Source organism: Flavobacterium sp. MDT1-60, assembly GCF_014844035.1.
Lineage (GTDB): Bacteria > Bacteroidota > Bacteroidia > Flavobacteriales > Flavobacteriaceae > Flavobacterium.
The window spans coordinates 1,659,010-1,681,683 of sequence record NZ_CP062159.1; the positions used below are offsets into that span (position 1 = coordinate 1,659,010).

21 protein-coding genes and 1 riboswitch are annotated in these 22,674 nt (G+C 33.5%); of the genes, 7 read left to right on the forward strand and 14 right to left on the reverse strand.

The window, feature by feature from the left end:
• Positions 1–3 precede the first annotated feature (3 nt).
• The 3 genes from IHE43_RS07045 to IHE43_RS07055 all read right to left on the reverse strand — a co-directional run bounded on the left by IHE43_RS07045 (position 4) and on the right by IHE43_RS07055 (position 3,379).
• The gene (locus tag IHE43_RS07045) at positions 4–1,731 is read right to left on the reverse strand and encodes a phospho-sugar mutase (protein ID WP_192188174.1); all 1,728 of its coding nucleotides are present in this window, start codon (positions 1,729–1,731) and stop codon (positions 4–6) included.
• 154 nt (positions 1,732–1,885) lie between these two features.
• Positions 1,886–2,839, reverse strand: a complete 954-nt coding sequence (locus IHE43_RS07050; RefSeq protein WP_192187284.1) for a glycosyltransferase family 2 protein — start codon at positions 2,837–2,839, stop codon at positions 1,886–1,888.
• A 9-nt stretch (positions 2,840–2,848) separates the two neighbouring features.
• Positions 2,849–3,379: a DUF4199 domain-containing protein gene (locus IHE43_RS07055; protein WP_192187285.1), complete on the reverse strand. Its 531-nt coding sequence runs from the start codon at positions 3,377–3,379 to the stop codon at positions 2,849–2,851.
• Positions 3,380–3,628: 249 nt separating this feature from the next.
• Here IHE43_RS07055 and IHE43_RS07060 point away from each other — a divergent pair, with 249 nt between their 5' ends.
• The 3 genes from IHE43_RS07060 (at position 3,629) to IHE43_RS07070 (ending at position 7,088) form a co-directional block, all read left to right on the forward strand.
• Complete coding sequence (locus IHE43_RS07060) at positions 3,629–3,883, forward strand: type B 50S ribosomal protein L31 (protein WP_026984106.1); 255 nt, start codon at positions 3,629–3,631, stop codon at positions 3,881–3,883.
• A 172-nt stretch (positions 3,884–4,055) separates the two neighbouring features.
• On the forward strand, positions 4,056–5,231 hold the full coding sequence (locus IHE43_RS07065; protein ID WP_192187286.1) for a GlmU family protein: 1,176 nt from the start codon (positions 4,056–4,058) through the stop codon (positions 5,229–5,231).
• Positions 5,232–5,453: 222 nt separating this feature from the next.
• Positions 5,454–7,088 (forward strand): ABC-F family ATP-binding cassette domain-containing protein, encoded by a 1,635-nt coding sequence (locus IHE43_RS07070; protein WP_192187287.1) that lies wholly within the window; start codon positions 5,454–5,456, stop codon positions 7,086–7,088.
• 78 nt (positions 7,089–7,166) lie between these two features.
• On the opposite strand, the gene IHE43_RS07075 is transcribed toward IHE43_RS07070, so the two are convergent.
• Positions 7,167–7,472: a GNAT family N-acetyltransferase gene (locus tag IHE43_RS07075; RefSeq protein WP_225585433.1), complete on the reverse strand. Its 306-nt coding sequence runs from the start codon at positions 7,470–7,472 to the stop codon at positions 7,167–7,169.
• 282 nt (positions 7,473–7,754) lie between these two features.
• Between IHE43_RS07075 and IHE43_RS07080 the strand changes: the two genes are divergently transcribed.
• Entirely contained in the window at positions 7,755–8,414 is a 660-nt protein-coding gene (locus IHE43_RS07080) for an alpha/beta hydrolase (protein WP_192187288.1), read from the forward strand.
• A 177-nt stretch (positions 8,415–8,591) separates the two neighbouring features.
• Here IHE43_RS07080 and IHE43_RS07085 read toward each other — a convergent pair whose 3' ends face one another.
• Entirely contained in the window at positions 8,592–9,107 is a 516-nt protein-coding gene (locus IHE43_RS07085; RefSeq protein ID WP_192187289.1) for a DUF2892 domain-containing protein, read from the reverse strand.
• A 166-nt stretch (positions 9,108–9,273) separates the two neighbouring features.
• On the opposite strand from IHE43_RS07085, the gene rpmH reads away from it, so the two are divergent.
• Positions 9,274–9,435, forward strand: a complete 162-nt coding sequence (gene rpmH / locus IHE43_RS07090) for a 50S ribosomal protein L34 (RefSeq protein WP_008464848.1) — start codon at positions 9,274–9,276, stop codon at positions 9,433–9,435.
• A 147-nt stretch (positions 9,436–9,582) separates the two neighbouring features.
• Positions 9,583–12,438, forward strand: coding sequence for a carbamoyl-phosphate synthase large subunit (gene carB / locus IHE43_RS07095; RefSeq protein ID WP_192187290.1), 2,856 nt, complete (start codon positions 9,583–9,585; stop codon positions 12,436–12,438).
• Between the two features lie 70 nt (positions 12,439–12,508).
• Here carB and IHE43_RS07100 read toward each other — a convergent pair whose 3' ends face one another.
• The 4 genes from IHE43_RS07100 to IHE43_RS07115 are packed head-to-tail and all read right to left on the reverse strand — an operon-like array spanning position 12,509 to position 14,614.
• The gene (locus IHE43_RS07100; protein WP_192187291.1) at positions 12,509–13,054 is read right to left on the reverse strand and encodes a DUF4252 domain-containing protein; all 546 of its coding nucleotides are present in this window, start codon (positions 13,052–13,054) and stop codon (positions 12,509–12,511) included.
• A 2-nt stretch (positions 13,055–13,056) separates the two neighbouring features.
• Positions 13,057–13,632, reverse strand: a complete 576-nt coding sequence (locus tag IHE43_RS07105) for a DUF4252 domain-containing protein (RefSeq protein WP_225585434.1) — start codon at positions 13,630–13,632, stop codon at positions 13,057–13,059.
• Positions 13,633–13,659: 27 nt separating this feature from the next.
• The gene (locus IHE43_RS07110; protein WP_192187292.1) at positions 13,660–14,118 is read right to left on the reverse strand and encodes a hypothetical protein; all 459 of its coding nucleotides are present in this window, start codon (positions 14,116–14,118) and stop codon (positions 13,660–13,662) included.
• The gene (locus tag IHE43_RS07115; protein ID WP_026984094.1) at positions 14,105–14,614 is read right to left on the reverse strand and encodes an RNA polymerase sigma factor; all 510 of its coding nucleotides are present in this window, start codon (positions 14,612–14,614) and stop codon (positions 14,105–14,107) included. Before IHE43_RS07115 ends, IHE43_RS07110 begins: the two co-directional genes overlap by 14 nt.
• A gap of 231 nt (positions 14,615–14,845) precedes the next feature.
• Here IHE43_RS07115 and IHE43_RS07120 point away from each other — a divergent pair, with 231 nt between their 5' ends.
• The gene (locus IHE43_RS07120; RefSeq protein ID WP_192187293.1) at positions 14,846–16,318 is read left to right on the forward strand and encodes a S41 family peptidase; all 1,473 of its coding nucleotides are present in this window, start codon (positions 14,846–14,848) and stop codon (positions 16,316–16,318) included.
• 91 nt (positions 16,319–16,409) lie between these two features.
• Here the strand turns inward: IHE43_RS07120 and IHE43_RS07125 are convergent, their stop codons facing one another.
• The 5 genes from IHE43_RS07125 to cobT all read right to left on the reverse strand — a co-directional run bounded on the left by IHE43_RS07125 (position 16,410) and on the right by cobT (position 22,674).
• A complete protein-coding gene (locus IHE43_RS07125) occupies positions 16,410–17,462 on the reverse strand; it encodes a YncE family protein (RefSeq protein ID WP_192187294.1) in 1,053 nt (350 codons plus the stop codon).
• Between the two features lie 4 nt (positions 17,463–17,466).
• A complete protein-coding gene (locus IHE43_RS07130) occupies positions 17,467–19,320 on the reverse strand; it encodes a TonB-dependent siderophore receptor (protein WP_192187295.1) in 1,854 nt (617 codons plus the stop codon).
• A 26-nt stretch (positions 19,321–19,346) separates the two neighbouring features.
• Positions 19,347–19,550, reverse strand: a riboswitch (cobalamin riboswitch).
• A gap of 68 nt (positions 19,551–19,618) precedes the next feature.
• Positions 19,619–20,155 (reverse strand): alpha-ribazole phosphatase, encoded by a 537-nt coding sequence (gene cobC / locus IHE43_RS07135; RefSeq protein WP_192187296.1) that lies wholly within the window; start codon positions 20,153–20,155, stop codon positions 19,619–19,621.
• Positions 20,140–20,937 carry an adenosylcobinamide-GDP ribazoletransferase gene (locus IHE43_RS07140; RefSeq protein ID WP_192187297.1) on the reverse strand — a complete coding sequence of 266 codons (798 nt, stop codon included), beginning with the start codon at positions 20,935–20,937 and terminating at the stop codon, positions 20,140–20,142. Before IHE43_RS07140 ends, cobC begins: the two co-directional genes overlap by 16 nt.
• Before the next feature lie 57 nt (positions 20,938–20,994).
• Entirely contained in the window at positions 20,995–22,674 is a 1,680-nt protein-coding gene (gene cobT / locus IHE43_RS07145) for a nicotinate-nucleotide--dimethylbenzimidazole phosphoribosyltransferase (protein ID WP_192187298.1), read from the reverse strand.

Genomic DNA, 22,674 nt, shown 5'->3' on the forward strand with positions numbered 1-22,674 from the left:
TTATTATTTCAACTGCATTCCTGCAATAATATTTTCTATTTTTTGATCTAAGAATTTTTCAGCAGTATCAAAATCCTGAACCGATTCTAATTCGGCATTTACACTAATGTAGAATTTAATTTTTGGTTCAGTACCGCTTGGTCTTGCGCAAATTTTAGAACCATCTTCCGTATAATAAATCAATACATTTGATTTCGGAATATCCATTACAGACTCTTCACCAGTCAATAAATTCAAAGCAATTGATGATTGGTAATCTTCCACCATAATTACACGTTGTCCGCTGATTTCTTTCAAAGGGTTTTCACGTAAATCAATCATCATTTGATTAATTTCCTGTAAACCTTCCATTCCTTTTTTGGTCAATGACACCAAATATTCTTTGTAAAAACCATGTTCAACATAAAGTTGTAAAAGTTCTTTGTAAACAGTGCTTCCGGCAGCTTTAGCCTGGGCAGCAACTTCACATATTAATAAGGTAGCAGCAACTGCGTCTTTATCTCTAACAGCATCACCAACCATAAAACCAAAGCTTTCTTCACCTCCTCCAATAAATTGAAGTTCAGGGAAATCTTTAATCATTTTGGCAATCCATTTAAAACCTGTCAATCCAACTTTGCATTCAACACCATAGCTTGTTGCTAATTCCATCATCATCGGCGTAGAGACAATTGTAGAACCAACGAATTGTTTTCCGTTAATTTTTCCGGCTTTTTTCCATTGTTTCAATAAGAAAGAAGTCATCAAAATCATGGTTTGATTTCCGTTAAGCAAAATCATTTTACCATCATTATTCCGAACGGCAACACCTAAACGGTCACAATCAGGATCCGTTCCAACAACAATATCTGAATTTGTTTTATCTGCCAAAGCTAAAGCCATAGTCAAAGCTTCCGGCTCTTCTGGATTTGGAGATTTAACCGTTGGGAAATCTCCATCAGGAATAGCTTGTTCCGGTACAATATGTACATTTTTGTAACCTGCCTGAGATAATGTATCCGGAACAGATTTTATTGAAGTTCCGTGCAATGAAGTAAATACAATCTGCAAATTATCTTTTGCTTCAGCCGGAGTATTAAAACTGGCATTTTCAATAGACGATTTCACAAAAGCCTTGTCGATTTCTGTATCGATGTATTGAATCAGACTTTCGTTTGCATTAAATTTAATTTTGTCGTAGCCTAAATTTTCAATTACGTTAATAATTGCAGCATCTTCCGGCGGAACAATTTGTCCACCATCTTCCCAATATACTTTGTAGCCGTTATATTCCGGTGGATTATGTGAAGCTGTTAATACAATTCCACATTGACAGCCTAAATATTTAAGGGCAAAAGACAATTCCGGAGTCGGTCTTAAATCTGAGAATAAATAAACCTGGATTCCGTTTGCAGAGAAAACATCAGCAACAACTTTAGCCAGCGTATTACTATTATGACGACAATCATAAGCAATAACAACCTTTAAAGGTTGGTTTGGAAAAACTTCATGTAAGTAATCAGATAGACCCTGAGTGTTTTTTCCAAGTGTATATTTGTTAATTCTGTTGTTTCCAACGCCCATAACACCACGCATTCCACCAGTTCCAAATTCAAGATTTTTATAGAAACTTTCTTCAAGTTCTTTAGGAGACGTTGTCATTAATTCTTTAACTGCCGCTTGTGTTTCTTTGTCAAATGTAGGGGTCAGCCATTCGTTTACAGCATTCAAAATATTAGGTGCAATATTCATCATTCGTATTTTTTTATATTTAAATAATAATTTTCAGGAGCTATTTACTTCAGCAGTTCGCTCCACTCGTGTCCTGTGTCCTTTCAATCTTTTGTGTCTCCCGATAGCTATCGGGACCATCACAAAAGGATTTTCCCTCCCATCAGGGCTAGGTTTATGTTAAAAAATTAACCTCTCGGGCAACTTTATAACGCGCTTCATTACTTTTGGTTCTCAAAATAATTTCTCCTAAAAATCCGGCCAAAAACAACTGTGTCCCTATTATCATTGATGTGATTGATAAATAAAAATGGGGTCTTTCAGTAATTAAACGGCTTGTTTTGTGAATAAATAACTTATCGATTCCTAAGTATAAAGCTAACAAAAATCCAATCATAAACATAATGGATCCTAATAAACCAAATAAGTGCATTGGTCTTTTTCCAAATCTTGATAAAAACCAAATCGTAATCAAATCAAGAAAACCGTTGATAAAACGATCCATGCCAAATTTGGTTTCACCATATTTTCTAGCCTGGTGAATTACAACTTTTTCCCCAATTTTGTTAAAACCGGCATTTTTTGCCAAAACCGGAATGTATCGGTGCATTTCACCTGATACTTCAATGTTTTTTACAACGGTGTTTTTGTATGCTTTTAATCCGCAGTTAAAATCATTCAATTCAACTCCTGAAGTTTTTCTGGCAGCCCAATTAAATAATTTTGAAGGTAAATTTTTTGCCACAACAGAGTCGTAGCGTTTCTTTTTCCAACCTGAAACCAAATCAAATTTTTCTTTGGTAATCATTTCAAACAATCCTGGAATCTCATCAGGACTGTCTTGCAGATCGGCATCCATAGTAATAATGACGTCGCCCTTTGCTTTGGCAAAACCAGCGTGCAATGCCTGTGATTTTCCAAAGTTCTTCATGAAACGAATTCCTTTTACATTCGGGTTTTCGTTTGAAAAACTTTCAATAATATTCCAGGAATCATCCGTACTTCCATCATCTACAAAAATGATTTCATAAGAGTAATTGTTAGATTGCATCACTTTAATAATCCACGAATAGAGTTCTTGAAGTGATTCCTCCTCGTTTAGAAGCGGTATAAGTATAGATAAATTCATTTATTTTTTTTATTCTTGTGTAGTTTTGCTTTTAAAAAATGCCGCAAAAATTAAACCGAAAATTGCACTTATTACGATCGCAAAAACAGATCCTTTTATTAATTCTAAAGTCGAATAAGGATTGCTTAATTTCATTTTTGCAATAGTTTCATTAATAACTGAAGCTGGTGATCCAAATTTTTGCATCATTCCAACAGTATATTTAATCATTAACTCACTTAAAGTGTCTTTCGCACCAGGATCAATAACATTAAATAGAATAATATTAAAAAGAGTAGAAATCAGAATTCCGATTACCGCAGCAATAAAATAAGTAGTAAAAGCTTCTTTAAAGCTAAAAACGCCATTTAGTTCTTTCTTTGTTTTAGAAAGTAAAATGATAGAAATAGTTAAGCTGATAGCGATTCCTATTAATCCCATCCACCATGCTGTGAACAAATTTAAATCAACCGCATAGATAGTTGCAGTTATTAAAGCAGATGCAATTCCAATCATTACACCGTAAGTAATCCCGTTCTTTTTTATAACTTCATTAATCATATTTCTATATGTTTTAAAATTAATCCACAAATATAGCAATTCCTGATATAATCGCAGATAAAAAAAACTTTTTGAATTTCACTAAAAAAAATGAGCTAAATGTTTGTTTATTAAAAAAGAATTGTAAATTTGCACACTCAAAAATAATTAAATTTTTAAACAAAAAAAGAGTATCCTTTGTTTACACCTTTTTCTAACCATGGAAAAGCTTCAAAATAAAAATACTCTAAACAATAAATAAAAGAAAAGATGAAAAAAGGAATTCACCCAGAAAATTACAGATTAGTTGCATTTAAAGACATGTCAAATGACGAAGTTTTTATTACTAAATCTACTGCAGATACAAGAGAAACAATTGAAGTTGACGGAGTTGAGTATCCAGTTGTAAAAATGGAGATTTCCAGAACATCTCACCCTTTTTATACTGGTAAATCTAAACTTATCGATACTGCAGGACGTATTGATAAATTTAAAACTAAATACGCAAAACACGTTAAAAACTAATAACTGTTTTTATTCATATAAAAGCCTTCCAGTCGGAAGGCTTTTTTTATGCGATATTCTCACTTTGGTATTGATTTAGTAAAAGTCTGATTTATTTAAACAAATAAAATATTTGTAACTTTGAACTCGATAACCAAATCAAGATTTTAATAAGTACCAAATTTAAATATTTATGAATTACATTCTTTTTGACGGTCCAGTCCGGAATGCTTTATTACCTTTTACTTTTACAAGGCCCGTGGCTGATATTCTAATCGGAATTATGACAATTCGTCAAAAATGGGAAGCACGTTTGGGCTCAACCATAACAACTATTACTGAAGATTATTTATCTGCCAAATTTCCGATGGTGGAAATGGAAGAAAATGTGATGATAAATGCGTCGTATTTGCCAAATGATAGGCTTGTCGAAATGGTTTCTGATTTAAAAGAAAATCAGGCTATTTTTAAAGGAGATGATGTGATTGCTTTTTTTACAACTGAAAATCAGGAAGAAGTTGATTTCGATTCGTATGAAATCATTCAATTTAATGAAGATTGTTTAACAGTCGAACATACCTGGGATATTTTCTCTAAAAATGATGCTGCAATTCGTGCTGATTTTAATTTCTTAACGGAAGATAGAAAATCACAGCCAATTCCGAAAAGTGTAAATGTAATTGCGCCGGAAAATATTTTTATTGAAGAAGGAGCAAAATTAGAATTTGTAACACTGAATGCTTCGAATGGTCCTATATATATAGGTAAGAATACCGAAATTATGGAAGGAACTGTAATCCGTGGTCCTTTTGCTTTATGCGAAAATGCGCAAGTAAAACTGAATGCTAAAGTTTATGGTGCAACTACGGTTGGTCCTGGATCAAGAATTGGAGGAGAAGTTAAAAATTCGGTTCTTTTTGCTAATTCCAATAAAGGACATGACGGATTTTTAGGTGATTCTGTTTTGGGTGAATGGTGTAATATTGGTGCAGATAGCAACAATTCGAATCTGAAAAATAACTACGAAGAAGTGAAATTATGGAGCTATGAAACAGAAGGTTTTGCTAAAACCGGACTTCAGTTTTGTGGTTTGATGATGGGAGATCATAGTAAATGTGGTATCAACACCATGTTTAATACCGGAACTGTAGTAGGGGTAAGTGCTAATATTTTTGGAAGCGGTTTTCCTCGCAATTTTGTTCCGAGTTTCTCATGGGGAGGGGCTGCCGGATTTACAACATACGTAACCAAAAAAGCTTTTGAAACGGCTAAACTTGTTATGGGACGCAGAAATATTGAGTTCGATGAAACGGAATCAGCAATCTTAGAGCACATTTTTGAAGAAACCAAAAAATGGAGAAAGGACTAATTAGATAATTAGTCAATGTGGCAACGAGATAATTAAAATATTTGCTCCGTAAAGTTTAAAAGCTTTACGGAGCTTTTTTTATGTTTGAAAAAGCTTTTTGTCTTTAAGGAGAATTATCTAATTATCTAATTGCCAAATTATCTAATTAATCTATCTTTGCACCACGAAAAAAATGGGTAGTCAAATAAACGATTAACCGATTAAACAAATTCACAGAGAGTAATGATTACAGTTAACGATATTTCGGTTCAGTTTGGTGGAACTACATTATTTAGCGATGTTTCTTTTGCTATAAATGAAAATGATAAAATTGCCCTTATGGGTAAAAATGGTGCGGGAAAATCGACACTTTTAAAAATAATCGCTGGTCAAAGCAAACCTTCTACCGGAAGTATTTCGACTCCAAAAGATGCTGTTGTGGCTTATTTGCCTCAGCATTTATTGACTAAAGATGGTTCAACTGTAATGGAAGAGGCTTCGAAAGCTTTTGGTGAGATTTTTAAAATGAAAGCTGAAATTGATGAAATCAACGAGCAATTAACCGTTCGTACTGATTATGAAAGTGATGCTTATATGAAGCTGATCGAAAGAGTTTCTGATTTAAGTGAGAAATTTTATGCGATTGAAGAAGTAAATTACGAAGCTGAAGTTGAGAAAATTTTAATTGGTTTAGGTTTTGAACGTGAAGATTTTACTCGTCAGACTTCTGAATTTTCAGGAGGATGGAGAATGCGTATTGAATTAGCTAAGATTCTTTTGCAAAAGCCGGATTTGATTTTACTGGATGAGCCAACAAATCACATGGATATTGAAAGTATTCAGTGGTTAGAAGAGTTTTTAATTAATTCTGCAAAGGCAGTTGTGGTAATTTCGCACGATAGAGCATTCGTTGATAATATTACGAATCGTACTATTGAAGTTACAATGGGAAGAATTTACGATTACAAAGCGAAATATTCTCATTATTTAGAGTTGAGAAAAGATCGTCGTATTCACCAGCAAAAAGCTTATGATGAGCAACAAAGAATGATTGCTGATAACAGGGCTTTTATTGATCGCTTTAAAGGAACGTTTTCTAAAACCGATGCAGTTCAGTCACGTGTTAAGATGTTGGAGAAATTGGTGATTGTTCAGGTTGATGAAGTCGATAATTCAGCATTAAAATTAAAATTCCCTCCTGCAGCGCGTTCAGGACAGTATCCTGTAGTTGTAAAAGATTTGTCTAAATCTTACGGAGATCACGTTGTTTTCAAAGATGCGAATATTGTTATTGAAAGAGGGCAAAAAGTAGCATTCGTAGGTAAAAATGGAGAAGGTAAATCGACTATGATCAAAGCGATCATGAAAGAAATTGGTATCGATGAAGGAAGTGTGGATATTGGACATAATTCACAAATTGGATATTTTGCCCAAAACCAGGCTTCATTGTTAGATGAAAATGCTACTATTTTTGAAACTATAGATAATATTGCTGTTGGTGATGTTAGAACTCAGATCAAAAATATTTTAGGAGCATTTATGTTTCAGGGTGATGATATTACCAAGAAAGTAAAAGTGTTGTCAGGTGGAGAAAAAACGCGTTTGGCAATGATAAAATTATTGCTGGAGCCAGTTAACTTATTGATTCTGGATGAGCCTTCGAATCACCTGGATATGAAAACTAAGGATATTATTAAAGATGCGTTGCGCGATTTCGACGGAACCTTGATATTGGTTTCTCACGATCGTGATTTCCTTGACGGATTAGCAACTAAAGTTTTTGAGTTTGGAAACAAAAGAGTAAAAGAACATTTTGAAGATGTTGCCGGTTTCTTAGCACATAAAAAAATGGATTCTATGAGAGAGATCGAAAAATAATTTCCACAAAACACATATAAAACGAAAAAGCACAAGGATTAAACTTGTGCTTTTTTATTTTGCGGAGAAATCATGGAATTAAATTCTAATTCCAGGAGGAAGCAATTCTTTGTACTTTGGGTTTTTTTTGATAAAAAGTGCAATTTTTGGATGAATAGGCATTAGTTTGAATTTCTTTTCGATGACAATTTCCATGATACTTTTAAGCAATGTATTAATCAATTCCTGATTTTCAAAACCTTCCGGAGTATTGATTTTAGTTAGGAAAATTTTCTTTTCCTGAAATGAATACTCGACAGAAATCATTCCTTCCGGGGTTATGGTCTCAAATTGTCTTGCAAAAGTATTGTCTTTGATTTCCATAATTGTTTCAATAGGTTCCATAATTTTACATGTTTTTAGTAGGTTAAAAATGTTAATATAGATTAGGGTTTTAATTCGGTCAAACTTCTTTTGAAGAAGATTGAATACGAATCATTTGGCATACAAAGGTAATCATTTGATTTTCAATATGAAATTATTTTTTCAATCGATTACCTAATCCTTTATTTGTAATTTTATTTGTTTTAATATCGAATTATGGTGTGAGATTTGCTGTGCATATTAGTAAAAAAAGTAAATTTAACTTGAAATTGAAATCTGTAATTAAAATTCCTTTTCTGTCAAATGAGTAAAATTCCTGTATATTTTATGCCTGGTTTGGCTGCAAGCTCAAGCATTTTTGAAAGAATTAAATTAGATGAATCTGTTTTTGAAGTGTGTTTGCTAGAGTGGGAGATCCCGGAGACTAAAGAGTCATTGTCTGATTATGCATTGCGAATAACCAAAAACGTCAAACATGAGAATCCGGTTTTGATTGGGGTTTCTTTTGGTGGAATCCTGGTTCAGGAAATGGCAAAACATATTCAGGTTCGGAAAATAATTATTATTTCGAGTGTAAGAAGTAATACAGAATTCCCAAGGAGAATGAAAATTGGGAAAACTACAAAAGCGTATAAGCTGATTCCGATGAAATTGATTTTGAATATCGAAACTCTTGCAAAATATTCTTTTGGAGAAAAAATCAATAAACGCATTAAGCTTTATGAAAAGTTCTTAGCAATGCGTGATCTTAATTACCTGCAATGGGCTGTCGAAAATGTAATTTTATGGGACAGAGACCAAAGAGATGAAAATGTTGTCCATATTCATGGAGATAAGGATGATGTTTTTCCGATAAAATATATTAAGAGCTGTATTATTGTAAAAGGAGGAACTCATGTTATGATTCTCAATAAATATAAATGGCTTAATGAGAATTTGCCTTCTATTATATTGGAAGATTAGAAGTTTATAAATTCTAATTTTTAAATTCCAAATTCCAAATTTTTTACGATTCGATATCTTTGTCAAAAGTTTAAAACTTTGACAAAGGTTTACTGGCAAAGACAAAAAAAATCCCAAACACCATAAATTGGAATTTGGGATTTTATCCCGAGGCTTCGGGATTGTAATTTAGAAAAGTTAGATTTTCTTCATTTGATCTTTCATCATGGTGATTTGCTCTTTCAGCATGCCTTGTTTGTCTAATTTCTTAGCCTCATTCAATAAATTAGTAGCTTCGAGTTTTCTTCTGCGTGACATTGCAACTCCGGCAAGGTTTAATTTTGCTACGGCTAAATCCATATCCATTGATAGTCCAAGTTCGATTGCTTTCTTGAAATGTTTCTCAGCCTGGTTGATATTAGTCTGAGATAACATGATTCCGTGTAGGTAATTAAAATATCCTTGTTGTTTTCTAACTAATGCTGATTCCGGGTTTTTGATGTATGCCAGCCAATTTTTAGCACCTTCGAAGTCTTGTTTTCTTAATTTAAGGAAGGCTAAAAGAATAAATTCGTTTTTAAAATAAAGAAAAATTGGAATTGCAGTCAATAATATAAGGAAAATACCATTCCCGATATTACTCTCTGTAAATTGCCAAACGCCAGCAACTACAAGAAGTCCGGCCAAAATAAGTTTAATATTTTTGTTAAACATAATAGATGTATATTTGAGATTGCAAATATAGTAAAATGAATTAAAAATATTTTTATTAAAGTACTTGCCAGAAAAAAAAGTCTTTGTATATTTGCACTCGGTTTTAGAATAACGATATTCAAAAACAGAAAAGAGATATTAGATACCATTTTAAAGATACAAAGCAATGAGCAAAAGAACGTTTCAACCATCGAAAAGAAAAAGAAGAAATAAGCACGGATTTATGGACAGAATGGCTTCTGCGAATGGAAGAAAAGTTCTGGCGCGTAGAAGAGCAAAAGGAAGACATAAATTAACTGTTTCTAGCGAGCCTAGACACAAAAAATAATGTTTGTATAAACATACATAAGGCGATTACTTTTTTAGTATCGCCTTTTTTTATACCTTGTCGGTAAAAAAAGACGCAACGTTCTAGTTTAGAATAGACTACGAATGTTTTTTAAAGTACTTTATATAACTACACAATACAAATAAAATGCCTAAAGACACATCAATAAAATCAGTTTTAATAATAGGTTCAGGACCTATTGTTATTGGTCAAGCTTGCGAATTCGATTATGCAGGTTCTCAATCTGCACGTTCTATTCGTGAAGAAGGAATTGAAGTTATCTTGATAAACTCAAATCCAGCGACTATTATGACCGACCCAACAATGGCCGATCATGTATATTTGAAACCATTAACTACAAAATCGATTATTGAAATTCTGAAGGAGCATCCACAAATTGATGCAGTTTTGCCAACAATGGGCGGGCAAACGGCTTTGAATTTATGTTTGGAAGCTGATGAAAAGGGAATTTGGCAGGATTTCGGAGTAAGATTAATTGGTGTTGATGTAAATGCTATTAATATTACCGAGGACAGAGAGCAATTTAAACAATTGCTTCAAAAAATAAATGTACCTACTGCACCAGCAAAAACAGCTACTTCTTTCCTTGAAGGAAAAGAAATTGCTCAGGAATTTGGGTTTCCGTTAGTAATTCGTCCTTCTTTTACATTAGGAGGAACCGGAGCAGCTTTTGTTCACAGCAAAGAAGAATTTGACGAAAAACTAACCTACGGATTAGAAATGTCACCAATTCATGAAGTACTGATTGACAAAGCTTTATTAGGATGGAAAGAATATGAACTAGAGCTTTTGAGAGATAAAAACGATAATGTTGTGATTATCTGTTCGATCGAAAATATGGATCCAATGGGAATTCATACCGGGGATTCGATTACAGTTGCACCAGCAATGACTTTATCTGATACAACTTTCCAAAAATTACGTGACTATGCGATCTTAATGATGCGTAGTATCGGAAATTTTGCAGGAGGTTGTAACGTACAATTTGCGGTTTCTCCAGACGAAAAAGAAGATATCGTAGCGATCGAAATTAATCCTCGTGTATCTCGTTCTTCTGCTTTAGCATCAAAAGCAACTGGATATCCAATTGCTAAAATTGCTTCTAAGCTAGCTTTAGGTTACAACTTAGATGAATTACAAAACCAAATTACAAAATCGACTTCAGCTCTTTTTGAACCGACATTGGATTATGTAATTGTAAAAATACCACGTTGGAACTTTGATAAGTTTGAAGGTGCTGACAGAACTTTAGGACTTCAGATGAAATCTGTTGGTGAAGTAATGGGAATTGGCCGTTCGTTCCAGGAAGCTTTGCACAAAGCTACACAATCATTAGAAATCAAAAGAAATGGTTTAGGTGCTGATGGAAAAGGATATACCAATTACGAGCAAATTATCGAGAAACTAACTTTTGCAAGTTGGGATCGTGTTTTCGTAATTTATGATGCGATTGCAATGGGAATCCCGTTGAGCCGTATCCATGAAATCACAAAAATCGATATGTGGTTCTTGAAACAATACGAAGAACTTTATACTTTAGAGAAAGAAATTTCGAACTATAAAATTTCGAATCTTCCAAAAGAACTTTTGCTTGAAGCGAAACAAAAAGGTTTTGCCGACAGACAAATCGCTCACATGATGAATTGTCTGGAAAGTGAAGTTCATACTTTGCGTATGGAGCAGAACATCAACCGCGTGTTTAAACTGGTTGATACTTGTGCGGCAGAGTTTAAAGCACAAACACCTTATTACTACTCTACTTTTGAGGCTGAAATTGAAAAAGCAAACGGCGAGCGTTATGTAGATAACGAAAGTATTGTTACTGATAAAAAGAAAATCATTGTTTTAGGTTCAGGACCAAACAGAATTGGACAAGGGATTGAGTTTGATTATTCTTGTGTACACGGTGTTTTGGCAGCAAAAGAATGTGGTTATGAAACGATTATGATCAACTGTAATCCGGAAACAGTTTCTACTGATTTTGATACAGCAGATAAATTATACTTTGAGCCTGTTTTCTGGGAGCATATCTACGACATCATTCAGCATGAAAAACCAGAAGGTGTTATTGTTCAGTTAGGTGGGCAAACCGCTTTAAAATTAGCTGAAAAATTATCTAAATACGGAGTTAAAATCATCGGTACTAGTTTTGATGCACTTGATTTAGCGGAAGACAGAGGGCGTTTCTCAGACTTATTGAGAGAATTACATATTCCTTTCCCACAATTCGGAATCGCTGAAACAGCTGACGAAGCTTCTGCCTTAGCAGATACTTTAGACTTCCCGTTATTGATTCGCCCTTCTTATGTATTAGGAGGTCAGGGAATGAAGATTGTAATCAACAAAAAAGAGTTAGAGGAACACGTTATCAATTTATTGAAAACTATTCCAGGAAATAAATTGCTTTTAGATCATTATTTAGCAGGAGCTATCGAAGCGGAAGCGGATGCCATTTGTGATGCTGATGGAAATGTTTACATCATCGGAATTATGGAGCATATCGAGCCTTGTGGAGTTCACTCTGGAGATAGTAACGCTACATTACCTCCTTTCAACTTAGGAGAATTCGTAATGCAACAAATAAAAGATCATACCTATAAAATTGCGAGAGCTTTAAAAACTGTTGGTTTGATTAACATTCAGTTTGCGATAAAAGATGATACAGTTTATATTATCGAGGCAAACCCTAGGGCTTCAAGAACAGTTCCGTTTATTGCAAAAGCATACGGAGAGCCTTATGTAAACTACGCTACAAAGGTAATGTTAGGACACAATAAAGTAACAGACTTCGATTTTAATCCGCAATTAAAAGGATATGCTATCAAACAACCGGTTTTCTCTTTCAGTAAATTCCAAAACGTAAACAAAGCATTAGGACCTGAAATGAAATCGACTGGAGAAAGCATCTTGTTTATTGATGACTTAAAAGACGATCAATTCTACGAGTTGTACTCAAGAAGAAAAATGTATTTGAGTAAATAATATTCAAATTCTGATAATAAAAAAAGCTCCAAATTATTTGGAGCTTTTTTCAATTTAAAGTAAGATGTATTTATTTATTAGTATTAACTAATTGCTGCAAAGGCTTCAATTGTTCCATGTCGATTTTTGACTTTTGCAAAACAGACATTAAGGTCATAATGTTATTCGGGTTCATATTTTTACCTAAAACACGAACTACTGCAAAACCATTTTCTTTTCTGTTGGCAAAAACTACAAACTCTTCGATGTTTTCATCAGAGCCAACATAGCTTATGGAAGCACCGTCTTTACCAGAGCCAACCTTCATTAATTCCTGATATTTTGGATCTTTTAGAATTGCTTTCACTTTTGCTCTTTCTGTTTCAAATTGAGCCTTATTTTTATCGTTTGCTTTAAAAGCTAAAATGTTCATTTTGTCAAATGATTTTAAAGCTTCGTTTTGTTCTGCTGATAACTTTGCTTTGTCTAAGTTTAAAATATTAGACGAAACATCAACAGCGATAAAATCTTTGTTTTCTGTATTCTCTACAAAATACTTTTGCAATGATGGTTCAGAATTACAACTTACTAAAGTTAATAATGCTAAAAGGACTATGGTAAAGATGCTGGTTCTCATGATTATTTTTTGCCTTTAGAGGCTTTTTTTAGATCAGAACCTCCAGGAAGTTGCATTTTGTCTGTAAGTACTGAGATTTCGTTGATGTCAAAATTACCTGTTAAAGATAATAAAACCGTTTCGTCGTTTTTAGCTCCGTCTACGTACATCAATAATTCTCTTACCTGAGAGTCTGTTGCTCCTGATTTTACTGATATTTTTACGTTTCTGCCACCGTCATTGATTCTCATTAATTCTTCTAAACCTGCCGTTTTAACATATTTATCTGCTGAAGCTTTCATTTCAGCTTCGATTTTAGGGTTTTTTGTTGTAAACACTTTTAGGTAGTCTAATTTTTTAATCAGACTGATGTATTGTTGCATTTCTTTATCAGAAGCATCAACTTTTACTTTGCTCATTAAATCGAACATTTTTTTGTTTACAATTACTGAGGTTACATCGTCCTGACCATCAAATTTGTCAAATGCTCCCTGAGCATAAAAAGTGGTACTAACGAATGCGAAAACTAGTGTTATGATGAAATTTTTACTCATGCTAGTTTTATTGTTTTTTTTGTATTCGTGAATCGTTGATTTCATTTTGTTTATTTTTTTGATTGATTTAAATTACTGTTTAAAAATTTTGTTTTTTGATTGTTCATATTCCTGAATGTATTGTACACTTTCAATACCTACATTCACATTGTTTGATAATAAGGCCAAAGCTTTTTGCGTTGCGGCAAGGGCTTCCTCCGGATCATCATAGGTTCCTAATTCTGATTGCGCTACAATCGGAGTTGTAGTTTCCTGGCTCACATAATAAAAGGTTCCTATTCCTAGTAAAACAACAACTGAAGCTGCAATTGATAACCACGCCACATTTCGTTTTTTAGTTTGTAGTGGTATTTCCTGCGTTGATTTTTGTTGTTTTACCTGAGAGAAATAACCAAACATTGGTTTGTATTGCTCCAAATGCTGCGCAACATTCGGCGAAGAAAAGTATTCTTTTAATTCTTTTTCTTCTGCAATACTAGTTTCTCCCTGAAAGTATTTTTCTAATATATTTTCTATTTTATCTAATTCCATAACTGTGTGTATTAACCATTGATTCTCTTATTTTTTTTCTCGCTCTCGAAAGTGCTACCCGAATAGCAGTTTCATTCATGTTGACAATTTTCGCAATTTCATCAAATTCATATTGCTCAACATCGCGAAGCTGAATTAATATTTGGAGTTGCTCGGGCAACTGATTTATAATTTTCTCGACCCATTCCAAACTATCAGAATCTTCCAGTTTTTTGTCTAACTGTGGTTCACGATCTGTATAGTTATTATGAACGATTTTTAAATTTCCGGCTCTTTTAGATTTTAACTGATCCAGGCAATAATTCTTGGTCATTGTCATCGCGACAGCTTCTATATTATTATAGGCGTCTAAATTCTCTTTTTTGTTCCATAATTTCACCATTACTTCCTGTGTTGCATCTTCAGCTTCTTCAGTACTAGTGAGTAATCTTTTTGCCAGACGAAAAACTTTGTCTTTAAAAGGATTAATCAATTCTATAAATGCAACTTGATTCATAATTGGTTATTTGTTGGTTTTTGGTCGGTTATACGTTACTTCCTGAATTATGATTTTTTTCAATTAACCAATATTTAGAAGTACGCTTATATAGTCAAGACGAGGCACTATTATTTTTGTTACAGCGTGTTTGTGATTTTTTTTTGAAAAAATAACTTAAACTGAATATAGTTAAAACTAAAGGTAGTATTTTTACGTTAATATATTATTGATACTACTATACATACCTATATGAAAACAATATTAAAGAGTTTATTGCTTGTGTTTTTGCTGGCTTTTGCGCTGCAATCATGCGAAGATCAGGATGATGTTGCTGCTCCGGCAGATTTACAAGTGAATGATTTTATCTGGAAAGGATTGAATCAGTTTTACTTATGGCAACCTGATGTTCCTAATTTAGCTGATGATCGTTTTAGCTCTCAGGAAGCGCTTAACTCTTTTTTAAAAGGATATTCTGAACCCGATGATTTATTTCAGGATTTACTGAATAAACCAAGTAGTAAATTCCCAAAAGGGCAGGCAATTGACCGTTTTAGCTGGATTGTTGACGATTATACTGTTTTGGAAGGAGAACTTCAGGGAACTACAAAAAATGATGGAGTAGATTTTAGATTGAGTTACAAACCGGGAAGTACAACAGAATTAGTTGGGTTTGTTCGTTACATTATTCCAAATTCTGACGCTTCAACTAAAGATATTAAACGTGGTGATCTTTTTACAGCCGTAAACGGAACACAATTAACAGTTTCAAATTATCAGGGACTTTTGAATGCTGACAGCTATACACTGAATATGGCAACTATCAATGGAACAACCATTACTTCTAATGGTAAAACAGTGGCTTTGGTTAAAACTACATTAGATGAAAATCCAATTTTTATCAATAAAGTAATTGTATCGGGAAGCCATAAAATTGGTTATTTAATGTATAACGGATTTTATGCTAATTATGATGCCCAGCTTAATGATGCTTTTGCTACATTAAAATCACAAGGAATAACTGATTTTGTTTTGGATTTAAGATATAATGGTGGAGGTTCGATTCAAACAGCATCAAGATTAGCAAGTATGATTACTGGTCAGTTTGCTACTAAAATTTTTGCTAAAGAAAAATGGAATCCAAAGGTAAATGAATATTACGAAAGCGAAGATCCGGAATCGTTGAATGTCAGGTTTCCTGATAAAATAGACGGAGCTGCAATCAATAGCCTGAATTTATCTAAAATATATATCATTACTACAGATGGAACTGCTTCTGCAAGTGAATTGGTTATCAACGGACTTGTACCTTATATTTCTGTAGTTCAGGTAGGAGAGACGACGGTTGGTAAAAATGTAGGTTCAGTTACTTTGTATGATTCACCTAGTTTCGGGAAAACAAACAGAAATCCAAATCATAAATATGCTATGCAACCTTTAGTTTTAAAAATTGTAAACTCTGCTGGTTTTGGAGAATATACAGACGGGTTAGCCCCAACTTATGAGCAATTAGAATATATTACCAATATGGGGGTTTTAGGAGATCCATCTGAACCTTTATTGAATTTAACAATTTCTAAAATTACAGGTTCAACCGCGAAGAAAATACAACAAGACAGAACGCAAGCTTTAAGAACGTTTACTAATGTTAAAGCAATGAACGGAATAAGAAATCAAATGTATATTGAAAAGGCACCGGAAGGGCTTTTAAGAGCATTGAAATAGATATGAATAGGAATAAAAAGGAAAAAAGGCTTTCAGAAATGAAAGCCTTTTTTACAAAAAAAATCCAAAAACTAATTTAAAAATAAAGGTATTAATCGTTGAAGTAAAAACCATTTGGTCCTACACCAACCGTTAATTCTTTTTGCAAACTTCCACTTAAGTTGTAGATGTAAGCTTTGCTGTTGGATCCGAAATCACCACCATCAGCAATAAATATTTTATCATCGTTTACAGCAAAACCATAAATTGAACCGCCTGCAGGTAGACTTGCAGTTGCAATTGCTGTCGTTGAAGCTGCTGTTGCGTTAGTCGTAATTGCGTATACTGAGTTGTTAGAGGTATAATAAACCTTATCATTATAAATGTCTAAGTATCCGGCTCTGTCTAAAGATGCAGGGAAAGTAATTTTAGTAACCGACTTATCAGATAATTTTACTTTTACAATTTCACTTCTATTATTACCATAAGGAGCTCTCAAAACATATAAAATACCATCTTCAACTTCCATACTGTCACCACTGTAACCAATTGTTACCGGAGTTTCTAATGTTTTTGTTGCAGGGTTTACTACCAATACCTTATCATTAGAAGAATCTGTAATGTATAATTTATTGTTTTCCAATAAAATTCTATTTGCAGTTGCGCCCAATTCGATTTTAGATTCTACTTTATTAGTAGCCAAATCAATTACTGCAATATAATCATCAGTATCTCCAGTTGCCGGGTTGATGTATGAGTAAGTGTTTGCATTCGTTACATAAGCTTTTCCGTCTTTTACAACTCCGTATCTTGGGTTAGCAAGACCTGTTTCAACTTTTGCAATTAATTTAAAAGTATATCTGTTTACAACGTTAATTACGTTTGATCCACCAGCAATGATATACGCTTTATCTCCATCAAAAAAGATGTTTTGAAGATATACTCCAGCAAAGTCAGTAGCATTTGCGGTTTTGTAAACATCTGCTGTAAAATTGGCTAAATCATCACTTACGAAAGAAACTGAACCACCATCAGAATTTCCTTCGTTTAAGATGAAAAAACCATTATCATATACTCCTTTTGGATCATTATTGTCATCATCGTTTGAACAAGAAACAAAAAGCGATACGCTTAATGCTACTAAAAATAATCTGGTTAACTTCATTATATTAAAATTTAAGGTTTAAGTACATATTAAAATTTCTTCCTGGCATTGGTCTGTTTTCAAGGCTTTCATAATTTTCATTCCAAAGATTTAAAACCTGAAATCCTAGTTTGAAAGAGCTTAAAAATTTAAAATCATAATCGATTCCTATATTTGAAACCATATAAGCATCTACAATTTCATTTGGATCATTATCAGCTTGTCTATAGACAAAACCGTTATACAAAAATTGATAATAAGCTGAAATAGTATTTCTGGAATAAGAAACTGCTGCCGTAACTTTATTAAAAGGAACAAAAAAGAGTTGTTTGTTTGTCTCCAGATCTTCCGAAACCGTGTAGGCATAAGTGGCATTGGCGCCAAAATAATTTTTGCCATACTGTTTTTTCCAACTCAATAAAGTTTCGGTTCCGTAAGTATTGACCTTATCTGTGTTTTGCGGTGTCCAGATTCCGTTGCTTCCGGGAACCCAACGCAATAAATCGTTGATTTTGATATAGTAGAAAGTCTGCGTAAACGAAATGTTTTTATAAGTAAACACATTTCCAATTTCTGCCTGATAAGAACTTTCAGGTTTCAAATCCGGATTTCCGCCTTCTTCCCAATACAAATCATTGAAGGTTGGAATTCTGAAATTTCGGGACAAATTCAATTTCAAATTATATAATTTTCCAAATTGATAAGAAGATCCCAAAGAGAATAAAACAGGCGATTTATAATTATCCGTAAATTCTTTTCTGATGCCAAATTCGCTTTTCCAATCTTTTGAAAAATCTTGTTTTATCAATAATGCTGCAGAACTAATTTCTCTGGTATTATCACCAAAACCACTTCCAAAACCTTTGGTTCGGTTGTAATCTAAAATTCCGTTTATTTGTGTCGATTTAAAAAAGGTATATCCTAAATCACCTTTAGCAATAAAGCTTTCCGTTTTTCCGAAAGTATATTGATTAGTCGAATTATCGGCAAAATATTGATAGTTCTCGAAAATATAGGCGGTTTTTAAATTGGTAGTAAACTTGCCAAAATTCCCATCGTATTCCAATAAATTTCGATTGAAGCCATTAACGTACTTGCTTTTGGTTTCTGTTTCTGTTATTAGCGAAGTATTTCGGTCTGTGTTAGAGGTTTGGCTGTATAATTTTAAACTGTTTTTTGCATCAAATTTATAACCTAAATTGGCGCTCATGGTAAAAACATCATATTGTCCGTTTTGGTTCCAGCGCTGTTCGCCTTTCCAGGTATATTGATTCAGGTATTTGTAATCGTTTGTCGAACTGTTTTTAGAAAAACCAATCTGAGCACTCCATTTTTCGTTCGAAATAGTAGTTTTATAATTGATTCCGATAGTATTGAAACTCCCGTAATCCAATTTCAGATTATTCTCAAAACGTTTGTAGAAACTCAAATCATTATTTAAATGTACAGTTCCTCCCACGGCGCCACTTCCATAAATAACACTTCCTCCACCGGCTTTTACGCTAACCGAATTATAATCGGAACCTGAAATTGTATTAAAATCAGTACTTCCGTTCATTTGAGAATTGATGTTGATTCCGTTCCAGATTACAGCTGTCTGCGATGAAGTTGTTCCTCTAAAGGCAACTGTCGAAAGCATGCCGCGTCCGTATTCTTTGAAATAAATGGTTGAATTGAAATTTAAAAGATCCGTTAATAAAGCTTCATTTTTATTGATGACAGAATCATTAAGCTTTAAAACCGATTGTGAAGTGGAATATTTTTTAAGATTAGCGTCAGAAACTACAACCGTTTTCAGTTTTGTAATAGAATCATTTTGCGCCAAAAGAATCTGGCACAGCAACAGCAAACAAAAAGCGAAACGTTTTTTTAAAGTCATAATTTCTACACTCTTTTTCCCGAGAGTTCGATATTTGTTATAAAGGCAGGTCTCCTGGCTTGCGTCTTGTTGTTTACCTTCCCATTCGCTAGGCGAACAGTGGTTTTGTAGTTAACAACAAGCATTCTTTTCAGAACTTAGCTTACAGTTGCGGGTACAGCTCAAGATTACTTGATTCCCTTTTAATGTGTTTTTATAATTAAAACACAACCTTAAATTTCGGGCAAAGATAAAGTTAAAAATATTGAATTATCAAATTTGTTTTACTTTTTAAGTCAAATTCTAAACAAAACCATTCTTATAGCTCGATTTTAATGACTTCACCAAAATCTACTTTGTTTTGAAAAGCATCTTTTAAGGGTAAGGAAGAATGATGACATAAGATACTTCTGATGATTCCGGCATGACAAACAATAATGACAGGTTGATTGATTTCTTTTGAAGTTAAATCAGTTAAAAAGCCTTCAACGCGGTTATGTAATTCCACAAAAGATTCTCCATTTGAAGCCGGAAAATTGACAAAATCTTCCATCCATGGATTAAGTTGTTCGGGCAGAATATCGTTCCAGTTTTTCATTTCCCAATCGCCAAAATTCATTTCCATCAAACGTTTGTCTTTTTGGTAAGATAGCGTTTTGATGTTGTCGTGAATATATTTAGCCAAAGTAACGCATCGCTTCAACGGACTTGAAAAAATAATTGCTTCTGAAGGTAGTTGAGAAAGAATGTTTTCAAAAATAGAATCGAAAGGTTCTGTTAAATCAACATCAGATTGCCCGTAACAAATGCCTTTTTCACAAGCAGTTTCGGTATGGCGAACTAGATAAATTTCCATATAAAAAGAAAGCTTAAATAATAAACAATTTCGCAAACTTGTTGTGTGGCGCCAAGGCAATCTCCAGTATAGCCGTCAATCCATTTTTGGAAATAACGTGCCAAAAAATAGCGTGTTATAAAAACAGGAATTAAAATAAGTAAGAATTGGTACTGAAAATAAGAAAGCACTAAAAGAGGTAATAGACCAAAGAAAAAAGCTCCGAGAATTTCTTTCCAGCTATGTTTTTTAGCAATTGGTTTGCTTTTGCTCGTAGCATCATCACGTGAATATTCATGTGTGAAAATGATTGAAATAGCAGCCAAACGACTTAAAGCATGAGCGGATATAAATAAAAGAAAAATTTGAAGAATTCCATTATAACTTTCTATCTGAGAAATAGAAATTAACTCAGAAAGCAATTTGAATTTCAATAAAAACAATAAAACCAATCCAATTGCTCCGTAAGCGCCAATGGCACTGTCTTTCATAATCATCAAAATCTTTTCTTTCGTCCAGCCTCCACCAAAACCATCACAAACATCTGCAAAACCATCTTCATGAAAAGCACCAGTTGTTAGAATAGAAGCAATTATAGCCAAAATAACCGCAATTTCACTAGATAAAAATTGAGCGAAAATATAAAAAGCTAAAAAAGAAATACTCCCAACAATCCATCCAATAAAAGGAAAATAACGTGTGGCTTTATTTAAATATTCAGGATTGTGATCAATGTTTTTAGGACATGGAATTCGGGTGTAAAACATTAAACAGGTGAAGAAAATATGTAGTTCTTTTTTCATTTATGAAAGATATTTTTAAGATTTAAAACTGCGAATGAAAACCGAGACTGAGACTAATCATTTCCTACTTACTCCCGCACTCTCAAAACTAGCCATTTCATTCAAAAAAGCTTCAGCCGATTTCAAAATCGGGAAAGCAATTGCACAGCCTGTTCCTTCACCCAGACGTAAATCTAAATTTAAAATTGGTTTTGCATTTAAATATTGAAGTAATTTTTGATGTGCCTGTTCAGCAGAACAATGACAAAAAACCGCATTTTTTATGATGCCAGGATTCATTTTAGAAGCAATTAAAAAAGCCACACTGCAAATAAAACCGTCAACTAAAATCAATATTTTGTTTTCAAACGCAGTCAGCATTCCGCTTGCCATTTGTATAATTTCAAAACCTCCAAAATAAGCCAGTTGTTCTTTTAATTCGGCTTGACCGGAATAATTTTCAATTGTTTTTTTTAGAAATTGCTTTTTCTGAATTAGCTTTTCATTTTCAACTCCGGTTCCTTTTCCGACACATTCTTCAATAGAGAAATCAGTTAAAAGACTCATTAGAACGGACGCAGTTGAAGTATTCCCAATTCCCATTTCACCAAAACCGATGCAATTCGAACCCGTTTTAGCAATATCTTTGACTATTGATTTTCCTTTTTCAAAACACAACTGCAATTCGATTTCACTCATAGCAGGAGCATGGAGGAATGATTGCGTTCCTTTCGCGATTTTGGCATTTATCAGATTGGTATTCGTCGGAAAATCATAATTTACGCCCGAATCTACAATTGATAACTGAATGTTATTTTGTTTGCAGAAAACGTTTATCGCTGCACCGCCTTCCAGAAAATTACCAACCATCTGGCGGGTAACATCTTGTGGATAAGCGCTCACACCGTGATTTGCAATTCCGTGATCTGCTGCGAAAACAACAATATTCGGATTTATAATTTTCGGATTTAAAGTTTCAAAAACCGTTGCCATCTGAAAGGCTAAAGTTTCCAAAGTCCCTAAAGCGCCAACGGGTTTGGTCTTGCCGTCTATTTTTTCTTGTAAAAGTCTGCTGAAATCATTTTTATTCTCAAGCTCAGTTTGAGATTTTAATTTCAAATCAGAAATATAACTTTTGGTTACATTTTTAATTTCTGAACAAATCGGTGTTTCTGATTTCTGTTTCCAATGCAATTGTTGCAACATCGGCTGATTATCATAATTTGTGGCTGGTTTTCCAACACAGAAATAACCCAAAGGTTCAATGTTTTCTGGTAAATCGAGTATGTTTTTAAACTGATGATAATTCAAAATTGAAACCCAGCCCATTCCGTAACCCTGTTCCGTTAGTGAAAGCCAAATATTCTGAGCCGCACAAACTGAACTAAATTTCACCGCTTCATTACTACCAACAGTTCCAATTGTAAATTGATTTAAAACGGAACGGTCATAAGCGATAATAAGTCCGATTGGCGCTTCTTCAATAGCTTCCAGTTTTAAAGATTTATAATGTTCTTTTTGTTCAGGATTATCCGTTAGCGATTCGGCTTTCATATTATAATCCAAGAATAAATCTTTGATAGCGTTTTTTACTTCTGCCGATTTAATGATATAATAACGTGTAGCATCCGTTAGTCCAACAGATGGCGCCCAATGTCCGGCCTGTAAAGCTTTTTCAATAACTTCATCAGGAACTTCATCAGCGGTAAAATGTCTGGTATCACGACGCGATTTTAAAATATCATCTAAATAAGTCAT

Bases quoted from the DNA above. Each gene is read 5' to 3' on its own strand.
- IHE43_RS07140 (WP_192187297.1), bottom strand. From the start codon at position 20,937: ATGAAAAAAGAACTACATATTTTCTTCACCTGTTTAATGTTTTACACC.
- IHE43_RS07060 (WP_026984106.1), top strand. From the start codon at position 3,629: ATGAAAAAAGGAATTCACCCAGAAAATTACAGATTAGTTGCATTTAAA.
- IHE43_RS07075 (WP_225585433.1), bottom strand. From the start codon at position 7,472: ATGGAACCTATTGAAACAATTATGGAAATCAAAGACAATACTTTTGCA.
- IHE43_RS07055 (WP_192187285.1), bottom strand. From the start codon at position 3,379: ATGATTAATGAAGTTATAAAAAAGAACGGGATTACTTACGGTGTAATG.
- IHE43_RS07100 (WP_192187291.1), bottom strand. From the start codon at position 13,054: ATGAGAACCAGCATCTTTACCATAGTCCTTTTAGCATTATTAACTTTA.
- IHE43_RS07125 (WP_192187294.1), bottom strand. From the start codon at position 17,462: ATGAAGTTAACCAGATTATTTTTAGTAGCATTAAGCGTATCGCTTTTT.
- IHE43_RS07065 (WP_192187286.1), top strand. From the start codon at position 4,056: ATGAATTACATTCTTTTTGACGGTCCAGTCCGGAATGCTTTATTACCT.
- cobC (WP_192187296.1), bottom strand. From the start codon at position 20,155: ATGGAAATTTATCTAGTTCGCCATACCGAAACTGCTTGTGAAAAAGGC.
- rpmH (WP_008464848.1), top strand. From the start codon at position 9,274: ATGAGCAAAAGAACGTTTCAACCATCGAAAAGAAAAAGAAGAAATAAG.
- IHE43_RS07110 (WP_192187292.1), bottom strand. From the start codon at position 14,118: ATGGAATTAGATAAAATAGAAAATATATTAGAAAAATACTTTCAGGGA.
- IHE43_RS07105 (WP_225585434.1), bottom strand. From the start codon at position 13,632: ATGAAATCAACGATTCACGAATACAAAAAAAACAATAAAACTAGCATG.
- cobT (WP_192187298.1), bottom strand. From the start codon at position 22,674: ATGACTTATTTAGATGATATTTTAAAATCGCGTCGTGATACCAGACAT.
- IHE43_RS07085 (WP_192187289.1), bottom strand. From the start codon at position 9,107: ATGTTTAACAAAAATATTAAACTTATTTTGGCCGGACTTCTTGTAGTT.
- carB (WP_192187290.1), top strand. From the start codon at position 9,583: ATGCCTAAAGACACATCAATAAAATCAGTTTTAATAATAGGTTCAGGA.
- IHE43_RS07080 (WP_192187288.1), top strand. From the start codon at position 7,755: ATGAGTAAAATTCCTGTATATTTTATGCCTGGTTTGGCTGCAAGCTCA.
- IHE43_RS07120 (WP_192187293.1), top strand. From the start codon at position 14,846: ATGAAAACAATATTAAAGAGTTTATTGCTTGTGTTTTTGCTGGCTTTT.
- IHE43_RS07045 (WP_192188174.1), bottom strand. From the start codon at position 1,731: ATGAATATTGCACCTAATATTTTGAATGCTGTAAACGAATGGCTGACC.
- IHE43_RS07130 (WP_192187295.1), bottom strand. From the start codon at position 19,320: ATGACTTTAAAAAAACGTTTCGCTTTTTGTTTGCTGTTGCTGTGCCAG.
- IHE43_RS07050 (WP_192187284.1), bottom strand. From the start codon at position 2,839: ATGAATTTATCTATACTTATACCGCTTCTAAACGAGGAGGAATCACTT.
- IHE43_RS07115 (WP_026984094.1), bottom strand. From the start codon at position 14,614: ATGAATCAAGTTGCATTTATAGAATTGATTAATCCTTTTAAAGACAAA.
- IHE43_RS07070 (WP_192187287.1), top strand. From the start codon at position 5,454: ATGATTACAGTTAACGATATTTCGGTTCAGTTTGGTGGAACTACATTA.